The organism is Hyphomonas beringensis, assembly GCF_000682755.1.
GTDB lineage: Bacteria > Pseudomonadota > Alphaproteobacteria > Caulobacterales > Hyphomonadaceae > Hyphomonas > Hyphomonas beringensis.
In genome coordinates this window covers 20,886-35,346 of sequence record NZ_AWFF01000027.1, presented here as the reverse complement: position 1 = coordinate 35,346, position 14,461 = coordinate 20,886, and the positions used below count along the sequence as shown (strand labels likewise).

General features: G+C 60.2%; 14 protein-coding genes. 9 read left to right on the top strand and 5 right to left on the bottom strand.

The window, feature by feature from the left end; genetic code table 11:
- Positions 1–4 precede the first annotated feature (4 nt).
- Positions 5–670 carry a dienelactone hydrolase family protein gene (locus HY29_RS04395; RefSeq protein WP_034793022.1) on the top strand — a complete coding sequence of 222 codons (666 nt, stop codon included), beginning with the start codon at positions 5–7 and terminating at the stop codon, positions 668–670.
- Positions 671–2,674: a cobaltochelatase subunit CobT gene (gene cobT / locus HY29_RS04390; RefSeq protein ID WP_034793020.1), complete on the top strand. Its 2,004-nt coding sequence runs from the start codon at positions 671–673 to the stop codon at positions 2,672–2,674.
- A gap of 4 nt (positions 2,675–2,678) precedes the next feature.
- Here cobT and HY29_RS04385 read toward each other — a convergent pair whose 3' ends face one another.
- The gene (locus HY29_RS04385) at positions 2,679–3,578 is read right to left on the bottom strand and encodes a hydroxymethylglutaryl-CoA lyase (RefSeq protein ID WP_034793018.1); all 900 of its coding nucleotides are present in this window, start codon (positions 3,576–3,578) and stop codon (positions 2,679–2,681) included.
- A gap of 82 nt (positions 3,579–3,660) precedes the next feature.
- On the opposite strand from HY29_RS04385, the gene hisI reads away from it, so the two are divergent.
- Genes hisI through HY29_RS04370 form a run of 3 tightly spaced genes read left to right on the top strand, consistent with a single transcriptional unit; the run spans position 3,661 to position 5,854 of the window.
- Positions 3,661–4,071, top strand: coding sequence for a phosphoribosyl-AMP cyclohydrolase (gene hisI, locus HY29_RS04380; RefSeq protein ID WP_034793016.1), 411 nt, complete (start codon positions 3,661–3,663; stop codon positions 4,069–4,071).
- Positions 4,072–4,094: 23 nt separating this feature from the next.
- Complete coding sequence (locus HY29_RS04375) at positions 4,095–4,997, top strand: N-acyl homoserine lactonase family protein (RefSeq protein WP_034793258.1); 903 nt, start codon at positions 4,095–4,097, stop codon at positions 4,995–4,997.
- A complete protein-coding gene (locus HY29_RS04370; RefSeq protein WP_034793014.1) occupies positions 4,994–5,854 on the top strand; it encodes a glycoside hydrolase family 16 protein in 861 nt (286 codons plus the stop codon). The genes HY29_RS04375 and HY29_RS04370 overlap by 4 nt, the downstream gene beginning before the upstream one ends.
- Before the next feature lie 15 nt (positions 5,855–5,869).
- On the opposite strand, the gene HY29_RS04365 is transcribed toward HY29_RS04370, so the two are convergent.
- Positions 5,870–7,570: an acyl-CoA dehydrogenase family protein gene (locus tag HY29_RS04365; RefSeq protein WP_034793255.1), complete on the bottom strand. Its 1,701-nt coding sequence runs from the start codon at positions 7,568–7,570 to the stop codon at positions 5,870–5,872.
- 205 nt (positions 7,571–7,775) lie between these two features.
- Between HY29_RS04365 and HY29_RS04360 the strand changes: the two genes are divergently transcribed.
- Positions 7,776–8,639, top strand: coding sequence for a hypothetical protein (locus HY29_RS04360; RefSeq protein WP_034793013.1), 864 nt, complete (start codon positions 7,776–7,778; stop codon positions 8,637–8,639).
- Here HY29_RS04360 and HY29_RS04355 read toward each other — a convergent pair.
- Together HY29_RS04355 and HY29_RS04350 are read right to left on the bottom strand one after the other, a co-directional pair.
- Complete coding sequence (locus HY29_RS04355; protein ID WP_034793012.1) at positions 8,636–9,445, bottom strand: SDR family NAD(P)-dependent oxidoreductase; 810 nt, start codon at positions 9,443–9,445, stop codon at positions 8,636–8,638. The two genes, HY29_RS04360 and HY29_RS04355, sit on opposite strands and share 4 nt — an antisense overlap.
- 69 nt (positions 9,446–9,514) lie before the next feature.
- Entirely contained in the window at positions 9,515–10,462 is a 948-nt protein-coding gene (locus HY29_RS04350) for a glutathione S-transferase family protein (RefSeq protein ID WP_034793010.1), read from the bottom strand.
- Positions 10,463–10,591: 129 nt separating this feature from the next.
- Here HY29_RS04350 and HY29_RS04345 point away from each other — a divergent pair, with 129 nt between their 5' ends.
- The 3 genes from HY29_RS04345 to HY29_RS04335 are packed head-to-tail and all read left to right on the top strand — an operon-like array spanning position 10,592 to position 12,458.
- Complete coding sequence (locus HY29_RS04345) at positions 10,592–11,476, top strand: methylated-DNA--[protein]-cysteine S-methyltransferase (protein WP_034793007.1); 885 nt, start codon at positions 10,592–10,594, stop codon at positions 11,474–11,476.
- A 53-nt stretch (positions 11,477–11,529) separates the two neighbouring features.
- On the top strand, positions 11,530–11,988 hold the full coding sequence (locus tag HY29_RS04340) for a hypothetical protein (protein WP_034793004.1): 459 nt from the start codon (positions 11,530–11,532) through the stop codon (positions 11,986–11,988).
- Between the two features lie 2 nt (positions 11,989–11,990).
- A complete protein-coding gene (locus HY29_RS04335) occupies positions 11,991–12,458 on the top strand; it encodes a VOC family protein (protein WP_199285821.1) in 468 nt (155 codons plus the stop codon).
- Between the two features lie 142 nt (positions 12,459–12,600).
- Here HY29_RS04335 and HY29_RS04330 read toward each other — a convergent pair whose 3' ends face one another.
- Entirely contained in the window at positions 12,601–14,355 is a 1,755-nt protein-coding gene (locus HY29_RS04330) for an alanine/glycine:cation symporter family protein (protein WP_051601126.1), read from the bottom strand.
- Positions 14,356–14,461 lie beyond the last annotated feature (106 nt).

Sequence of the window (14,461 nt, the reverse complement as noted above, 5' to 3'; positions counted from 1 at the left end):
GATCATGGACAAGGAACAGATAGAAGGCTCTGACGGCTTCGTTTTCGATGCGGTGCGTGTTCCTGCAGAAGGTGCACGCAAGGGCGGGCTTGTGATGATTCAGGAAATCTTCGGCCTGAACTCTTTCATGCTGGCCGCCGCACGCCGGTTTGCTGCCGAAGGCTATGAAGTTCTGCTGCCGTCCATGTTTGATCGCCAGGAAAAAGGATTTGTCCGTGAGGGGCATGACCAGGAGGCGCTTGCCGCCGGGGCGGGGCATGCCCGCGCAAATGGCCTGGACAATGCGATGACAGACATTGCCGCCTGTATTGATGCGCTGGAAGGGCCGGTCTTTATTACGGGATTCTGCTATGGTGGGTCGATGTCATATCATGCGGCCTGCCAGGTGGACGGCCTTTCGGCCGCATCGTGCTATTATGGCAGCCTGCTGCCGCAAGCGAAGGATATTGAGCCGAAATGCCCGACCATCGCGCATTTCGGCAAGCAGGACCCGTTCATCCCGCTGGACGGGGTGGAGGCCTTCAAAGAGGCGCGCCACGATGTGCCGACCTATATTTATGACGCCGGTCATGGATTCGCCCGTCAGGGCTCTGAAGACTATAATGCCGAGGCCGACGCCCTGGCCTTTGACCGCACCCTGAAACTTTTCGACGAGGCCCTGATCCGCTGAATGGCGAAGGACGCATCCCCCCAGGAATTGTTCAAGCAGGCGCTTGCCGCCACGACCAAGGCGATGAGCGCCGACCGGGACGTGGAAGTTGGCTTTGGCAATGATGCTGGAGACAATGGCGAGGCGATTGTCCTGCGTCCGCCGCCGCAACAGATCGAGCCGGAAGTGGCTGCCCGTATTCGCGGTGAAGCAGATGCCATCGCTTTGCGCCGGGCGCACCACAATCCGGAAGCGCACCGGGTTCACCGCCCTCAGGGAGACTTGCCAAGGCAGGTCTACGATGCGGCAGAGCAGGCGCGGATCGAAAGCCTGGGCATCAATGCCATGCGTGGCACCGCAAACAATCTGGACGCCGTGCTGAACCATCGCTGCCAGTCTGGCGAGTTTGCGATGGGCACGGAAAATGCCGAGGCGGTTCTGGCCCCGGCTTTGGAATTCCTGTTGCGTGAAAAGCTGACCGGCCGGGCTCTGCCTGAAAGTGCCAAGCGCGTGGCGGATATCTGGCGCGACCAGGTGGAGGCCGACACAGGCGGGGCTTTGGAAAAGCTGATTGCCCAGTTGCACGACCAGCAGGGCTTTGCCCAGACTGTCCGCGAAATGATCCGGGATCTGACCGCTGGGGAAGTGGACGGTGAAGACGCCGAGACCGAAGATCAGGACGAGGCTGATCAGGAAGACGAAAGCGAGCAAAACTCCGAAGGCGACCGGGATATGGAGCCGGAGGAGCAGATGGGCGCCTCTACCGAGCAGATGGATGCCGGCGATACGGAAGAAATGGACGGCGAGGAGGCCAATGTCAGCGTCGACATGGATGTTGATGCAGAGGCTGATGATAATCCGGATGATGAGGAAGAAGGCACCAAGCCGCTACGCCCGAACTTCAAGGATGGCGATGATCGCGACCGTTTCAACTATTCCGTATTCACGCGGGAGCATGATGAAGTCTCCAATGCGCCTGATCTTTGCGATCCGGAAGAGCTGACGCGTCTGCGGGCCTATCTGGATCATCAGCTGCAGGGCCTGCAAGGCGCCGTATCAAAGCTGGCCAACAAGTTGCAGCGCCGCTTGATGGCGCAGCAGAACCGGTCCTGGAGCTTTGATCTGGAAGAGGGCGTGCTGGATACGGCGCGCTTGACGCGCGTCATTACGGATCCGACCGCGCCGCTGTCTTTCAAGCAGGAAGACGATTCAGAATTCCGCGACACGGTGGTCACACTGCTGCTGGACAATTCCGGCTCCATGCGCGGGCGGCCCATCATGGTGGCTGCTCTGTGTGCAGATATTCTGGCGCGCACGCTGGAGCGCTGCGGCGTGAAGACAGAAATTCTTGGCTTCACAACCAAGGCCTGGAAAGGCGGCATGTCTCGTGAAGACTGGGTGCGTGCGAACAAGCCGGCTCAGCCGGGGCGCCTGAATGATATTCGTCACATCGTCTACAAGCAGGCGGATGCCCCTTGGCGCCGGGCACGGAAGAATCTCGGCCTGATGATGCGCGAAGGTCTGCTCAAGGAGAATATCGACGGCGAGGCGTTGCTGTGGGCGCATGATCGCATGCTCGGGCGGCCCGAACAACGCAAGATCCTGATGGTGATTTCGGATGGCGCGCCGGTCGATGATTCTACGCTGAATGTGAATGTCGGCAACTATCTTGAACGCCATTTGCGTCAGGTGATCGAAGAGATCGAAACGAGAAGCCCGATTGAGCTGATCGCCATTGGGATCGGCCATGATGTGACGCGTTATTACAAACGCGCGGTTACGATTGTGGATGCCGAACAGTTGGGCGGCGCCATGACAGAGCAACTGGCAAGCCTGTTTGACGAGGACGGGCCGGAACCAAAGGCCATGGCCATTCCTCCACTAACGGATAAGACGGTCCGGGGCGGTAGTGCAGTCTCTGGCGCAGCCAGCGGCGCGCCCTCCTATGGCCGCGGCAAGAAAGTCGACATCGGCCGCGCCGTAAAGACAACCAGCCTGCAGGAAGTCCGAGGCCCGAAGAAATAGGCTGCTAGGCGGGTGGAAACCCGCCTGCCTTACTGAGGGATGAGGCGACCGGGTGGCCAAGGGCTGTTTCCAGCCAGTGCGCGGTGTCGATCAGCTTGCCCAGATCGAGGCCGGTCTCAAAGCCCGCACGCTCCAGCATATAGACAACATCTTCGGTTGCCACATTGCCGGTCGCGGCCGGGGCAAAGGGACAGCCGCCAATGCCGCCGCAGCTGGCATCAATCACATCGACGCCGGCGTCTACGGCCGCCGCGACATTGGCGAGGCCTGCGCCGCGTGTGTCGTGGAAGTGCATGCGCAGGAACACATCCGGCGCTTCCATACGGACGCGGTCTATGCGCGCGCGCACATCCCACGGCGTTGCCACACCGATTGTATCGCCGAGCGCCAGTTCGCCGACACCGGCGCGCTGCGCCTGCGCGGCCAAATTCCCGACGACCTTGATATCAACATCCCCGTCATACGGGTCTCCGAAGGCGACGGAGATGGTGGCGGACAGGGGAATGCCCGCCTCCAGCGCCAAGGGTGCACACTGGGCCAGCATGTCGGCGCTTTCCTGCGGGCTCATCCCCTGATTCTTGCGGCCAAAGGTTTCGCCAGCCACCAGCACAAAGTTGATTTCATCCGCTTTCGCATCGATGGCGCGGCGTACACCCTTTTCGTTCAGCGCCAGCGCGATGTGACGGGTCGAGCGCGACCGGTCGACGCCTGCGAAGACGGCAGGGGAATCGGCCATTTTGGGCACGGCCTTCGGGCTGACGAAGCTGCCGGATTCCATGCGCTTCACGCCAGCCTCTTCCAAGCGGGAGATGAATTCCAGCTTCTGATCTACAGTCAAATCGGCGGGGTCATTCTGCAGCCCGTCACGCGGGCCGACTTCGACAATATCAATGCGTCTGCTCATACAGCATCATGTGGCGCAGCTTTGCGCTTCCTGCAAGCGTGACTGCTTGACTCTTTCGCCGGTGTGCCACACCGGATGAGGCATGACTGATTATGATCCCCCACTGTCCGGAAGTGCCCAGGATGAGGTTCTGGAACTGAGGCCGCGCTTCAATGCGGACGGCCTGATCGCCGCCATTGCGCAGGATGTTTCGACCGGTGAAGTGCTGATGCTCGCCTGGATGAATGCTGACGCGCTGACAGCCACGATTGAGACGGGACGGGCGACTTACTGGTCTCGCTCGCGCCAGGCCTTGTGGGTTAAGGGCGAAACCTCCGGCCATTTTCAGGATGTTGTCGAGTTGCGGATCGACTGCGATCAGGACGCGGTTCTGATGAAGGTTCGCCAGACAGGCGGAGCCTGCCATACCGGACGGGAGTCGTGCTTCTACAGAATCGTATCTGGTGATAGACGAAAGCTCATTCTGCTGCCAGAAATGGATTCGGAAGGCTGATGAAAAACCAGAAGGGGGTGAAGATGGGCAGACTCGCGACAGCTGTAATGGCGTCCGTGCTGGTCCTCGCTGCAGCATGCGGCAAGACTGAAACCAAGCCGGCAGAAGATGTGGCTGCAGCAGACGTTGCAGAAACGGCTGAGGCCGATGAATCCGCCGAGGCGGCACTACACGTTGATGTGCTGGATTGCGGCAAGATCGACGTATCTGACCTCGACGCATTTTCGAGCGCAGGCGACTATGCCGGCCAGACCGATACGTTCACCGATACATGTTTCCTGATCCGGCATCCGGATGGCATCATGCTGTGGGATCTTGGCCTTCCGGGCATGCTGGCCATGGCGGGCCCGCAAACACAGCAGATCTATACGGTCTCGCTCGACAAGACGCTCACATCTCACCTCAAGGATCTCGGCCTGACGCCGGACGACATTGATTATCTGGCTATCTCGCACAGTCATTTCGATCATATCGGCCAGGCTGCTCAGGTTCAGAATGCCCTATGGCTGGTACATGAGGACGAGCTGAACGCCATGTTCCCGTCAGATGGCAGCGAGGCGCAGGTGCCAGCTGACCAATTGGCGCTATTCGCCATGTTCAATCCATTGGAGCGGAAAACCTTCCGCGGTGATTATGATGTCTTTGGCGATGGCAGTGTTGTGATCTTTGAAACTCCGGGACACACGCCCGGTCATACATCGCTGCAGCTGATGATGCCGGAGGCTGGCCCTGTTTTGCTGGCGGGGGATCTCTATCACAGGTCAGAGAGCCGCGAGTTGAAGCGTGTGCCACGTTTCAATTATGATGAGGCCATGACGCTTGCTTCGATGGATGCGTTTGAAGCGCGCGCAAAGGAGCTCGGCGCCACGGTCATCATTCAGCATGAGCCGCAAGACATTGATCCGCTGAAAGGCGAGATTCAATGAGGTGGCCGCTCTGGCTGTGCGCAGGGGCACTCTCGGCAGCAGCATTGGTGGCGTGTACGAGTGACGGTAACAGTTCCTCTGCTCTTGATGAGCACGATCCCCGCTGGAAACTGGTCTTCCAGGATGAATTTTCCGGTCATGGCCGTCCGGACCCGGACAAATGGATCTCGCATGAGTATAATCGAAAGCCCAACAAGAAGGGGCCGGATGGCTGGTGGCTTCGCGAGAATGTCCGCCTGACAGGGCACGGCCAACTGGAAATCCGGGCCACCAAGATCAACAACCGGAATCCCGACCAGGATGATGATCCTTATGATTATGCCAGCGGCATGGTCTCGACCGAGGGCAAATTCGAGCCGACCTTTGGCCGCTATGAAGCGCGCATGAAGCTGCCTCAGGATCCGGGCTGGTGGGTGGCCTTCTGGCTGTTCTCAGACCGTGTGCACCATGAAGATGGCTCAGGTGAGGATGGTACCGAGATCGATATCATGGAAGGCTTCGGTTGGACGGATATGATCAGTCATGCCCTGCATTGGGATGGCTATGGCAAGGCGCATCAGACGGCGAACCACAAGGAATTCCGCCCAGGCATCCGCTCCGGCTGGCACGTCTATGCGCTGGAATGGAGCGAGACGGAGTATGTCTGGTTCCTCGACGGCAATGAAGTCTGGCGCAGTGATGCGGGCGGGGTCTCAAAGACGCCTGTCTGGATCAAGTTCTCAGGTGAAATTTCAACGCGCGAGTCAACGGCGCACCAATGGTGGTCTGAGATGCCGGTCGCCAAGCGTATGCCGGACCGGTTCCTCGTCGATTGGGTGCGTGTCTATGAGCGCGTCGAGCTTCCCGCAAACAATTAGGATGGGTAAGGCGGCTTAATTGCCGCCTTCCACCAGTCGCCGTGCAATGACCATGGCCTGCACTTCGCCTGCACCTTCGAAGATGTTCAGGATACGAGCATCCTGAAGAATGCGGCTGACCGGGTATTCCAGCGCAAAGCCATTGCCGCCATGGATCTGCACGGCATTGTCCGCTGCAGCCCAGGCCACGCGAGCGGCCAGTAGTTTCGCCATGCCTGCCTCCAGGTCACAGCGTTTGCCGCCGTCTTTCTGGCGCGCAGAATAATAAGTGAGCTGACGAACGCCGACCAGTTCGGCCGCCATCATGACCAGCTTGTTGGCAACGCGCGGGAACTCAAAGATCGGCTTGCCGAACTGATTGCGGTCCAGCGCATATTGCAAGCCTGTCTCGAAGGCGTTCTGCCCAACGCCGATGGCGCGGGCCGCCGTCTGGATGCGCGCGCTTTCAAATGTGGCCATCAAATGCTTGAAGCCCTGGCCTTCCACGCCGCCCAGCAGGTTCTCTGCCTTCACCTTGAAATCGTCAAAGCCGATCTCGTATTCCTTCATGCCGCGATAGCCGAGCACTTCGATCTCGCCGCCGGTCATGCCCTCAGCCGGGAAGGGGGTTGCATCATCGCCGCGCGGTTTCTCGGCCAGCAGCATGGACAGGCCAGAAAAATTATTCGTTGCCGGATCAGTCCGCGCCAACAGCGTCATCAGGTCTGCGCGCACAGGGTGCGTGATCCAGGTCTTGTTGCCGGTGATGCTGTAATATTCGCCGTCCTCGGTCTTTACCGCGCGGGTGCGCAGGGAACCGAGGTCCGATCCTGTGTTCGGTTCGGTGAAAACGGCCGTCGGCAGAATTTCACCGCTGGCAATCTTGGGCAGCCATTTTTCCTTCTGGGCGTCCGTGCCGCCAATCAGGATCAGTTCAGCCGCAATCTCTGACCGCGTGCCGAGGGAGCCTGTCCCGATATAGCCGCGCGACAGCTCTTCAGACACAACACACATGGCCGTTTTGCCCATGCCGAAGCCGCCGAACTCTTCCGGAATTGTCAGGCCGAAGACGCCCAGCTCAGCCATTTCGTCGACCACATCCATCGGGATGTATTCGTTCTTCAGGTGCCACTCATGGGCGTATGGCTTGATCTTGTCGCTGGCATATTTCGAAAACTGCTCGCGCACCATGCTCATGGTTTCGTCGAGGCCGGTATTCTCAACCGTATTGCGGCTCAACGCATCGGGCAGCAGCTTTGCCGCGGCGGCGAGCGAGCCGGAAGTCTTGCCCTTTAGGATCAGTTCACGGACAGCAGGATCAGCAAACAGGGTATCTGCTTCTTCCAGTGTGCCCAGTTCGTGCGGGCGAATGGTCTCGCCCTGGTTCATGGGAATGCCGCCGACCAGCTGCGCGCAATAATCCCCGAACAGGATCTGCGTCAGCAGCGCTTCGACATCTGTAAAATGACCGTCTGCATCCAGGCGGCTTGCCCAGTCGGCCACCTGTTTCAGGGTTTCGGCATAGGTGACGACCCAGGACAGGCCGTGCGCCATGTGTTGCTCGGCTTCCAGTGCGCGCCGATCCGTGCGGCCGTCTTCATTGACAAGAACATCGCGGCAATTGCTGCGCGCGGCATCTGCATAGGCATCGATGGCGGTACAGGCCTTGCCGATCAGGGCCACAAGATCCGGGATGATGACCGATTTTTGAGTTGGGTCCGCCGCAACTGCATCCATGCTGTATTCCTCCGCTATGCAATATTTTTCATAGATATAGGGCACTGCCTCGCACAAGTCATGCGGCTTTTGTGCGCTGCAACAAATCGTCTCGCCTGACGCTGCGACTGATGTGGACGTGTTTGCATTGCGTTAACCAAAATTTCGGGTCATGGGGGCTAGATGCTGGCAAATCCCGCAATGTCTTAATGGAGCGGCGCTTCTTATGAACCCTTATCAACGTTTTCGCAGCCTCCCCAATCTGATTGCGGCGGTCGCCATTCTGGGCGCGGTCGTGGCATTTGGCCCAGCGCTGCGGACGCTGTCGGCGGACGTCATGGCGGGCAGCGGCAAGGTTGGTCTGTGGGCCATGCTGGCCGGGGTGTGCGCCACTCTGGTGATCCTGTGGGGCGTCATGGCAGAGATCGTTCTGCCGGCCATCCTCAAACTGGGCGGTCTGCGCCGTCTGGTGCTGGGAAGCGCTTATATTGAAGGCAGCTGGATCCAGGCTGAGCGCGGCGGTCCGAACGGGCCACGCATCGCGATTGTCTCGCTGAAGCCTTCTCGCAATGGTCTCCTCCTGTCCTCCACCAGCCTGACCCGCAGCGGAGAAGTGGAAAGCGGCGTACAGACCGAATTCTACCAGCTGAGCTGGCCACATCTTGAGTTCAAGTTTCGCGAAACCCTACCGGCGGATTCCGGCAAACAGGCCGAAGGCATTGGCGAAATCCAGTTTGACCTGACCGGCGGCGCGCCCCGGCGCTATTCCGGTTGCCTGCAGACCCTTGGCGCAGACAAGCGCGTGAAAACCGAAGGCATCAAGCTGACCAGCTGGCGCGAGCGTCGTCAGTTGCGTTCCCTCGACGGGCGCCGCGATGTGCTCGCGAAATACTGGGCGGCTTTTTATGAAGGCCCGATCGTCACGGTCGCGCGCCAGGAAGATGGCCCGCGCTTTGGCAAATCCTCAGCAGGACGTGAGCGGGAAGAGGGCGGTATTGTTCCACGCCGCCGGGCAACCGATTGGCGCAAATCTGACACGACCCCCACTGCAGATCGAATCCGCGACGAGATATCTTCTTCCGGCGACTAGTCTATCCGGCGATAGCGCCTGCTTTGCGCGCCCACCATGGCGCGGCCCAGCGGTTCCGGCAGGATGCGCGTCAGCGAAGCAATCGTCTTGTTGACCATGCCGGGCACGACAACGGGCTGCCCGCGATTGACCGCGTCGATCCCGGCTTTCACGACCGGCCCGGCCTCCATCCACATGCGCTTGCTCATCTTGTTCATGCTATCCCGCGTGCCGTTCACATCGTGGAATTCGCTATAGGTGAAGCCGGGGCAGAGGGCGGTGCAGTGAATGTCTGTATGGCCCAGCGTCTCGCATTCGGCGTTGAGACTCTCAGAGAATTTGATCATGCCGGATTTCACGCTGGCATAGAGTGTGTGCCCAGCGCTGCCAGGCGCGTAACCCGCCAGGGACGCGACATTGATGATGCGTCCATAGCCACGCTCCGCCATCCCCGGCAACACTTTGTGCGCCAGTTCGATGGGCGCCGTGTAGAGCACGCGGATGAACTCCGCCTGTGACTTCCAGCTTGTATTGAAGAAAGTGCCCGGCAGGCCATAGCCGGCATTATTGACCAGCGCGTCCACATGCCGGCCCTGTTCGGACAGGCTGGTGATGATCTTGTCGGCCGAATTGGCGCGGGCCAGATCCTGCGCAATGCAGATCACCGTGATGCCGTGCTTGTCCTGCAGTTCATCCGCCAGATCCTTCAGGCGGTCTTCACGACGGGCGCTCAGTGCCAGATCCCAGCCGAGGGCTGCGTATTGTCGGGCAAACTCCGCGCCGATACCGGCAGACGCACCCGTGATGAGACATAGCCTGCGGTCCATTGCCGGGCTCCCTTGTTACGCACTTCAGAGAGTGAGACTAGCTGGGCGGGGCCGCCTGACAAGGCTGGTCTAGAGGCGGCGCACCAGATATCCCGCGCGTGGGAAGTGAACATGCACGGTTTCGGCTTCTTCCGATGTACGCTGCAGGATAATGCGCTGGGAGTCGGCATGTACCAGTTCGCCCTCCACCCAGACCTGTCCGTAATCATCCGGCGCAACAGCCACGTCTTCACCGGGGCTGAGGCCCTGCGGTTCGCTGCGTGTGGTGGCCGCGACGAGGCGCGGCGCTGCAAGCAGTGCAATGTCGAGTGCCTGGCGGGAGGTAATGGTCTCGGGCTCCTGACCTTCGAATTCCTTTAGGCGCTCATACCAGGCCTTGGTCAAATCGGCGCGCTCAAAGCACTGTTCCAGAAAGTCCGGGACATTCTGCTCCATGAACCAGACATTCATATAGGCATGGATGTCGACCAACCCCGGTTTCATGCCAATCAGATAGAGGCCAGAGCCCGCGCCCTGACCGCCTTGCAACCGCTCTTCCAGCAGCATCAGACGCGCGCGCCATTGATCGCGCATCATCGGCGCGACGGCCTTCATGGCATCTGTATCGAAGGCGCGTCCGGACAGTTCTTCGCGGTCTTTCTTGAAGGCGTCAGGCACCTGATCGCCATTTTCGCCGAAGATGACGGCAACAGAGCTCTGGAACCAGCGGCCATCGGTCCAGCCTGCCACCATCTGGGCAAGGCCCTCATGGCCGGGAAGTTTCAGGGCCGGCATGGGAAAGCGGGCCTCAAGCTCGCGCAGAATGATGGCCGTGTCACAGTAGATGTCCGCGCCAATCTGCATCACTGGGGTGCGGCGGTATCCGCCTGTCATCGGCATCAGGTCCGGTCGGGGCATTATGACCGGAATCTCGACCCGGCTATAGGCGAGATTCTTCAGGCGCAGCGCCAGACGTATTTTCTCTGCGAACGGGGATGTCGGGTATTCATGCAGAATAATACTGCGCGCATCAGCCATAAATTCGCTCCCAGCTTCTTTTACGGAATACTCTTGCCGGGCTTTTGCGTTTCAGGGAAGTCTCTATAGCCGCTTCAAAGCGCAAGAAACGGGTGGCCGCGCTCGTCTCTGCGCGGCAAATAAGGGCCCATGACCGAGATGACTGCCCCTCTTGATGAACGCGCCGCGGCCTATGACCGAATGGCCAATGCCTTGAAATACCTGGGAGATACCTGGCGTGATTGGCCAGATCTGGCCTCTGTCGCGCAGCAGATGAATTTGTCGCCCAGTCATTTTCAGCGCGAATTCACCCGGTGGGCTGGTGTCAGCCCAAAGCAGTTCCAGGCAGCCCTGGCCCATGCCGCGGCAGGCGACCTGTTGCGTAACGGCGTCAGCGTGCTGGACGCCTCGCTTGAGGCAGGCTTGTCAGGGCCCGGCAGGCTGCATGATTTGTTCATCGCCCATGAAGGCCTGACCCCGGGAGAAGCCAAAGCGGGCGGTCGCGGCGCAGACCTGCTGATCGGCCGGGCCCCGACGCCGTTCGGAGAAGGGGCCTGGCTGATCTCGCCGCGCGGCCTCGTGGCTCTTGGCTTCATTGATGAGGGTGCTCCGGCCCGGACGGGGTTTGAACATCAGGGGCGCCGGGAGGCAGACGCCTTTGCAGATCTTGCCGGGCGCTATCCTCAGGCCGATATCCGCCGCGATGATGCGGCCGCCCTGAAGCTGGCGCGGCAAGTGTTCGAACAGGGAGAGGTTTTGCCCGTTGCCCTTTATGGCACGCCCTTCCGGCGTCAGATCTGGCGGGCCTTGCTGGAGATTCCGGCCGGCACAACCGCCACCTATGGAGCGCTCGCGAAGGCCAGCGGTAACCCGAAAGCGGCCCGCGCAGTCGGCGCAGCAGTGGGCGCAAACCCGATCAGCTGGTTCATTCCCTGTCACCGCGCCCTTGCAGCTGACGGTCGGCTCCATAATTATCATTGGGGAGTGGATCGCAAACGCGCCATGCTCACTTTTGAACGCGCCCACGCGGCCTGACCAGGCTGAGGGGCAGACGGCTTTTGCCGCAGGAACCGGGCCCGGCCTTATCTATGATTATCTTTTTTGCTGCACTGGCTGGATTGGTCGCCTGGGGGCTTCACCTCGGCTGGCGCTGGAAGCAGACCCGCGATTTCGCGCCTGAAGTGCTGGCCACAAAGCAAGCGGACGGCGAACTGCCCGCCGATGTTTCGGTTGCCGAGTTCACAGACCTTTACCTTCGCAGCGAAGGGCCGCGGGCGGCGACCTATTTCTTTGTCTGCGGGGCGGTCATGCTGTTTTTCCTGGCGCCGTTCGTGTCGCTGTTCAATGAGCTGTGGCGCCTGATCTGGCGGCTGAGCGGCCAGAACCCTGTCTTTGAGACCGGCACGCTGATCCATTCCTTTTCCGTTTTCCTGGCATTCATGCTGGTGGCAATCGTCCTGCTGGCCGCCGCCATGCACCGCTATTACGCGGTCATGCCACCCACGCTTAAGCAGGTCATCCGCGACCTGAATGGAGGTCACTCATGACGATTCAGTATTTGCACACAATGGTGCGCGTTGCCGATATTGATGCATCCCTGAAATTCTATTGCGACGGGCTGGGCCTGAAGGAGGTTTCGCGTGTCGACAGCGAGGCCGGGCGCTTCACGCTGGTCTTCCTGGCGACCCCGGAAGATGTCGAGCGTATGGGCGGCATGCCGGACGGTGTCAGCCCGACGCAGACCGATATTCCGATGGTGGAACTGACCTATAACTGGGACCCGGAAGACTATGCCGGCGGCCGTAATTTCGGGCATCTGGCCTATCTGGTCGACGATATCTATGGCGCCGTGGAGCACCTGCAGTCTCTGGGCGTGACGATCAACCGGCCGCCGCGTGATGGCCGCATGGCCTTTGTCCGTTCGCCGGATGGCATCTCTGTCGAGCTGCTGCAGAAGGGCGATGCGCTTCAGCCGAAAGAGCCCTGGGCCAGCGCGGAGAACATCGGCACCTGGTGACGTAAAAAAGGGCCCCGAAAACAGCCCCTAAACAGTCCCAAAAGAGACCCGAAAATCGGCAAAACAGCCCCATAAGGGCCCCATGAAAAAGCCCCGCCTGGCAGATGCCAAGCGGGGCCTTTTTTCTGTAGCGGGTCAGTCCCTAGTCTTCCTTGGGGTGACGCTCTTCATCCCGATAATCATGCACCGGGTGTCCGCCATCCGGATCGCCATTGTTTTTGTGCATCGCATAGATGACACCCGACAAGGCGAGCAGGGCAATCAGGTTCGGGAAGGCCATGGAGGCGTTCGCGATATCCCCGAGCAGCCAGAGCGCGTCCGTATTGGTGACGAGCGTTCCGGCAAACACGACCAGAACCCAGATATAGCGGAAGGGGTGCGTCGCCCATTCACCGATCAGATAGGTTACGGCCTGCTCCCCATAATAGGACCAGCCGATGATTGTGGTGAAGGCGAAGAAGAACAGGGCGATTGTCACCACCCATTCCCCACCCGGCAGGGCCGTGCCGTAAGCGCGGGCCGTGATGCCGGAAGATTCCGCGTCCGTCTCATAGACATAGCGCACTTCGTTGAGGACGCTCCCGTCTGCTGCTGCGGCGAGCGCCTTCTGGAAGTAGGCTTCTTCTTCCTCAGGCGTCGTGCCTGGCGGCAGATCGTTCATCAGGTTGAGACCGGCGCCGCGACAGGCCTGAAGGAAGCCTTGTGCATCTTCGCCCTTCTCAGCGAGGATGGCTTCACGCCCATCTGTGTAGGCAGAGGGGAACAGGTCTTCCACACCGGCGCCTTCCGGCAAGGTGGCATGGCCTTCTGTGATGCACTGGTTTGCCGCGATGAGGGCCGGGTTGCGTTTGAAGTCACCTGAGACGGTGAGGATCACAAGCGCCGTCATCGTACAGATCACGATCGTGTCGATGAAGACACCGATCATTGCGATCTCGCCCTGCTGGACAGGGTTCTTGGTCTGCGCAGCGGCGTGGGCAATCGGGGCAGAGCCCTGACCGGCTTCGTTAGAAAAAAGGCCGCGCGCTATACCAAAGCGAACGGCCTGCATCATTCCGTAACCTGCGGCGCCCCCGACGACTTCCTGAAGTCCGAACGCCGACTTGAAAATGACCGCAAAGGCATGCGGGATTTCAGAGGCGTTGAGGATCAGCACGATCAGCGCGCAGACCACATAGGCCGCCGCCATCAGCGGCACGACCTTGCCGGCAACAGAGCCGATGGACTTGATGCCGCCAATGATTACGGCGAACACCAGCGCGGCGATCACAACGCCGACAAGCCAGAATGGCATGGACAGGCCAAATGTGCCGCGGGCGGTTTCCACAGCGGTCTGGGCAATGGAGTTGGCCTGGATCATGGAGCCGGTTGCCATGGCGGAGAACAGCGTGCCGATACAGAAGATAACGGCCAGCCAGCCCCATTTCTTGCCGAGGCCATTCTTGATGTAATACATCGGACCGCCATTGATGCGGCCATATTCATCGGTCTCACGGTATTTGATGGCCAGCGAGCTTTCCGAGAAAGCGAGGGCCATGCCGAACAGGGCGGTCACCCACATCCAGAAGATGGCGCCGGGCCCGCCCATGGCGATGGCGGTGGCCACACCGGCGAGGTTCCCTGTGCCCACCTGACCGGACAGCGCAGTGGACAGCGCCTGCCAGGGCGTGATTGCCCCGTCCTCGCCTTGCGCCTTGCGGCCCTGCCACACTTCGACAAGCGCCGGAACGAAGCGGCGGACAGGCCGGCCGCCCAGGCGGATCATCAAGAGAAGGCCGGTTCCGAGCAGCAGGATGGCCAGCGGGCCCATCTCTCCCGGGATGATGACCGTGTCACCCCATTTGCCACCCCAGATAAATCCGGCGATGTTTTGAATTAATGTAACTAAGGTTTCCATGGGCCTCCCCGGCTCCTTTGATTGCGTGGCGCGACACTAGCCAGCTTTGGGCACATGTGAAGCGTTTGTCTCAGGCGAGAGGGCAGGATGAACTGCGTTTGCAGGC

Coding starts and splice junctions, on each gene's coding strand:
- HY29_RS04330 (WP_051601126.1), bottom strand. CDS start 14,355: ATGGAAACCTTAGTTACATTAATTCAAAACATCGCCGGATTTATCTGG.
- HY29_RS04345 (WP_034793007.1), top strand. CDS start 10,592: ATGACCGAGATGACTGCCCCTCTTGATGAACGCGCCGCGGCCTATGAC.
- HY29_RS04350 (WP_034793010.1), bottom strand. CDS start 10,462: ATGGCTGATGCGCGCAGTATTATTCTGCATGAATACCCGACATCCCCG.
- HY29_RS04375 (WP_034793258.1), top strand. CDS start 4,095: ATGGGCAGACTCGCGACAGCTGTAATGGCGTCCGTGCTGGTCCTCGCT.
- HY29_RS04365 (WP_034793255.1), bottom strand. CDS start 7,570: ATGGATGCAGTTGCGGCGGACCCAACTCAAAAATCGGTCATCATCCCG.
- HY29_RS04355 (WP_034793012.1), bottom strand. CDS start 9,445: ATGGACCGCAGGCTATGTCTCATCACGGGTGCGTCTGCCGGTATCGGC.
- HY29_RS04340 (WP_034793004.1), top strand. CDS start 11,530: ATGATTATCTTTTTTGCTGCACTGGCTGGATTGGTCGCCTGGGGGCTT.
- HY29_RS04370 (WP_034793014.1), top strand. CDS start 4,994: ATGAGGTGGCCGCTCTGGCTGTGCGCAGGGGCACTCTCGGCAGCAGCA.
- HY29_RS04395 (WP_034793022.1), top strand. CDS start 5: ATGGACAAGGAACAGATAGAAGGCTCTGACGGCTTCGTTTTCGATGCG.
- HY29_RS04360 (WP_034793013.1), top strand. CDS start 7,776: ATGAACCCTTATCAACGTTTTCGCAGCCTCCCCAATCTGATTGCGGCG.
- hisI (WP_034793016.1), top strand. CDS start 3,661: ATGACTGATTATGATCCCCCACTGTCCGGAAGTGCCCAGGATGAGGTT.
- HY29_RS04385 (WP_034793018.1), bottom strand. CDS start 3,578: ATGAGCAGACGCATTGATATTGTCGAAGTCGGCCCGCGTGACGGGCTG.
- cobT (WP_034793020.1), top strand. CDS start 671: ATGGCGAAGGACGCATCCCCCCAGGAATTGTTCAAGCAGGCGCTTGCC.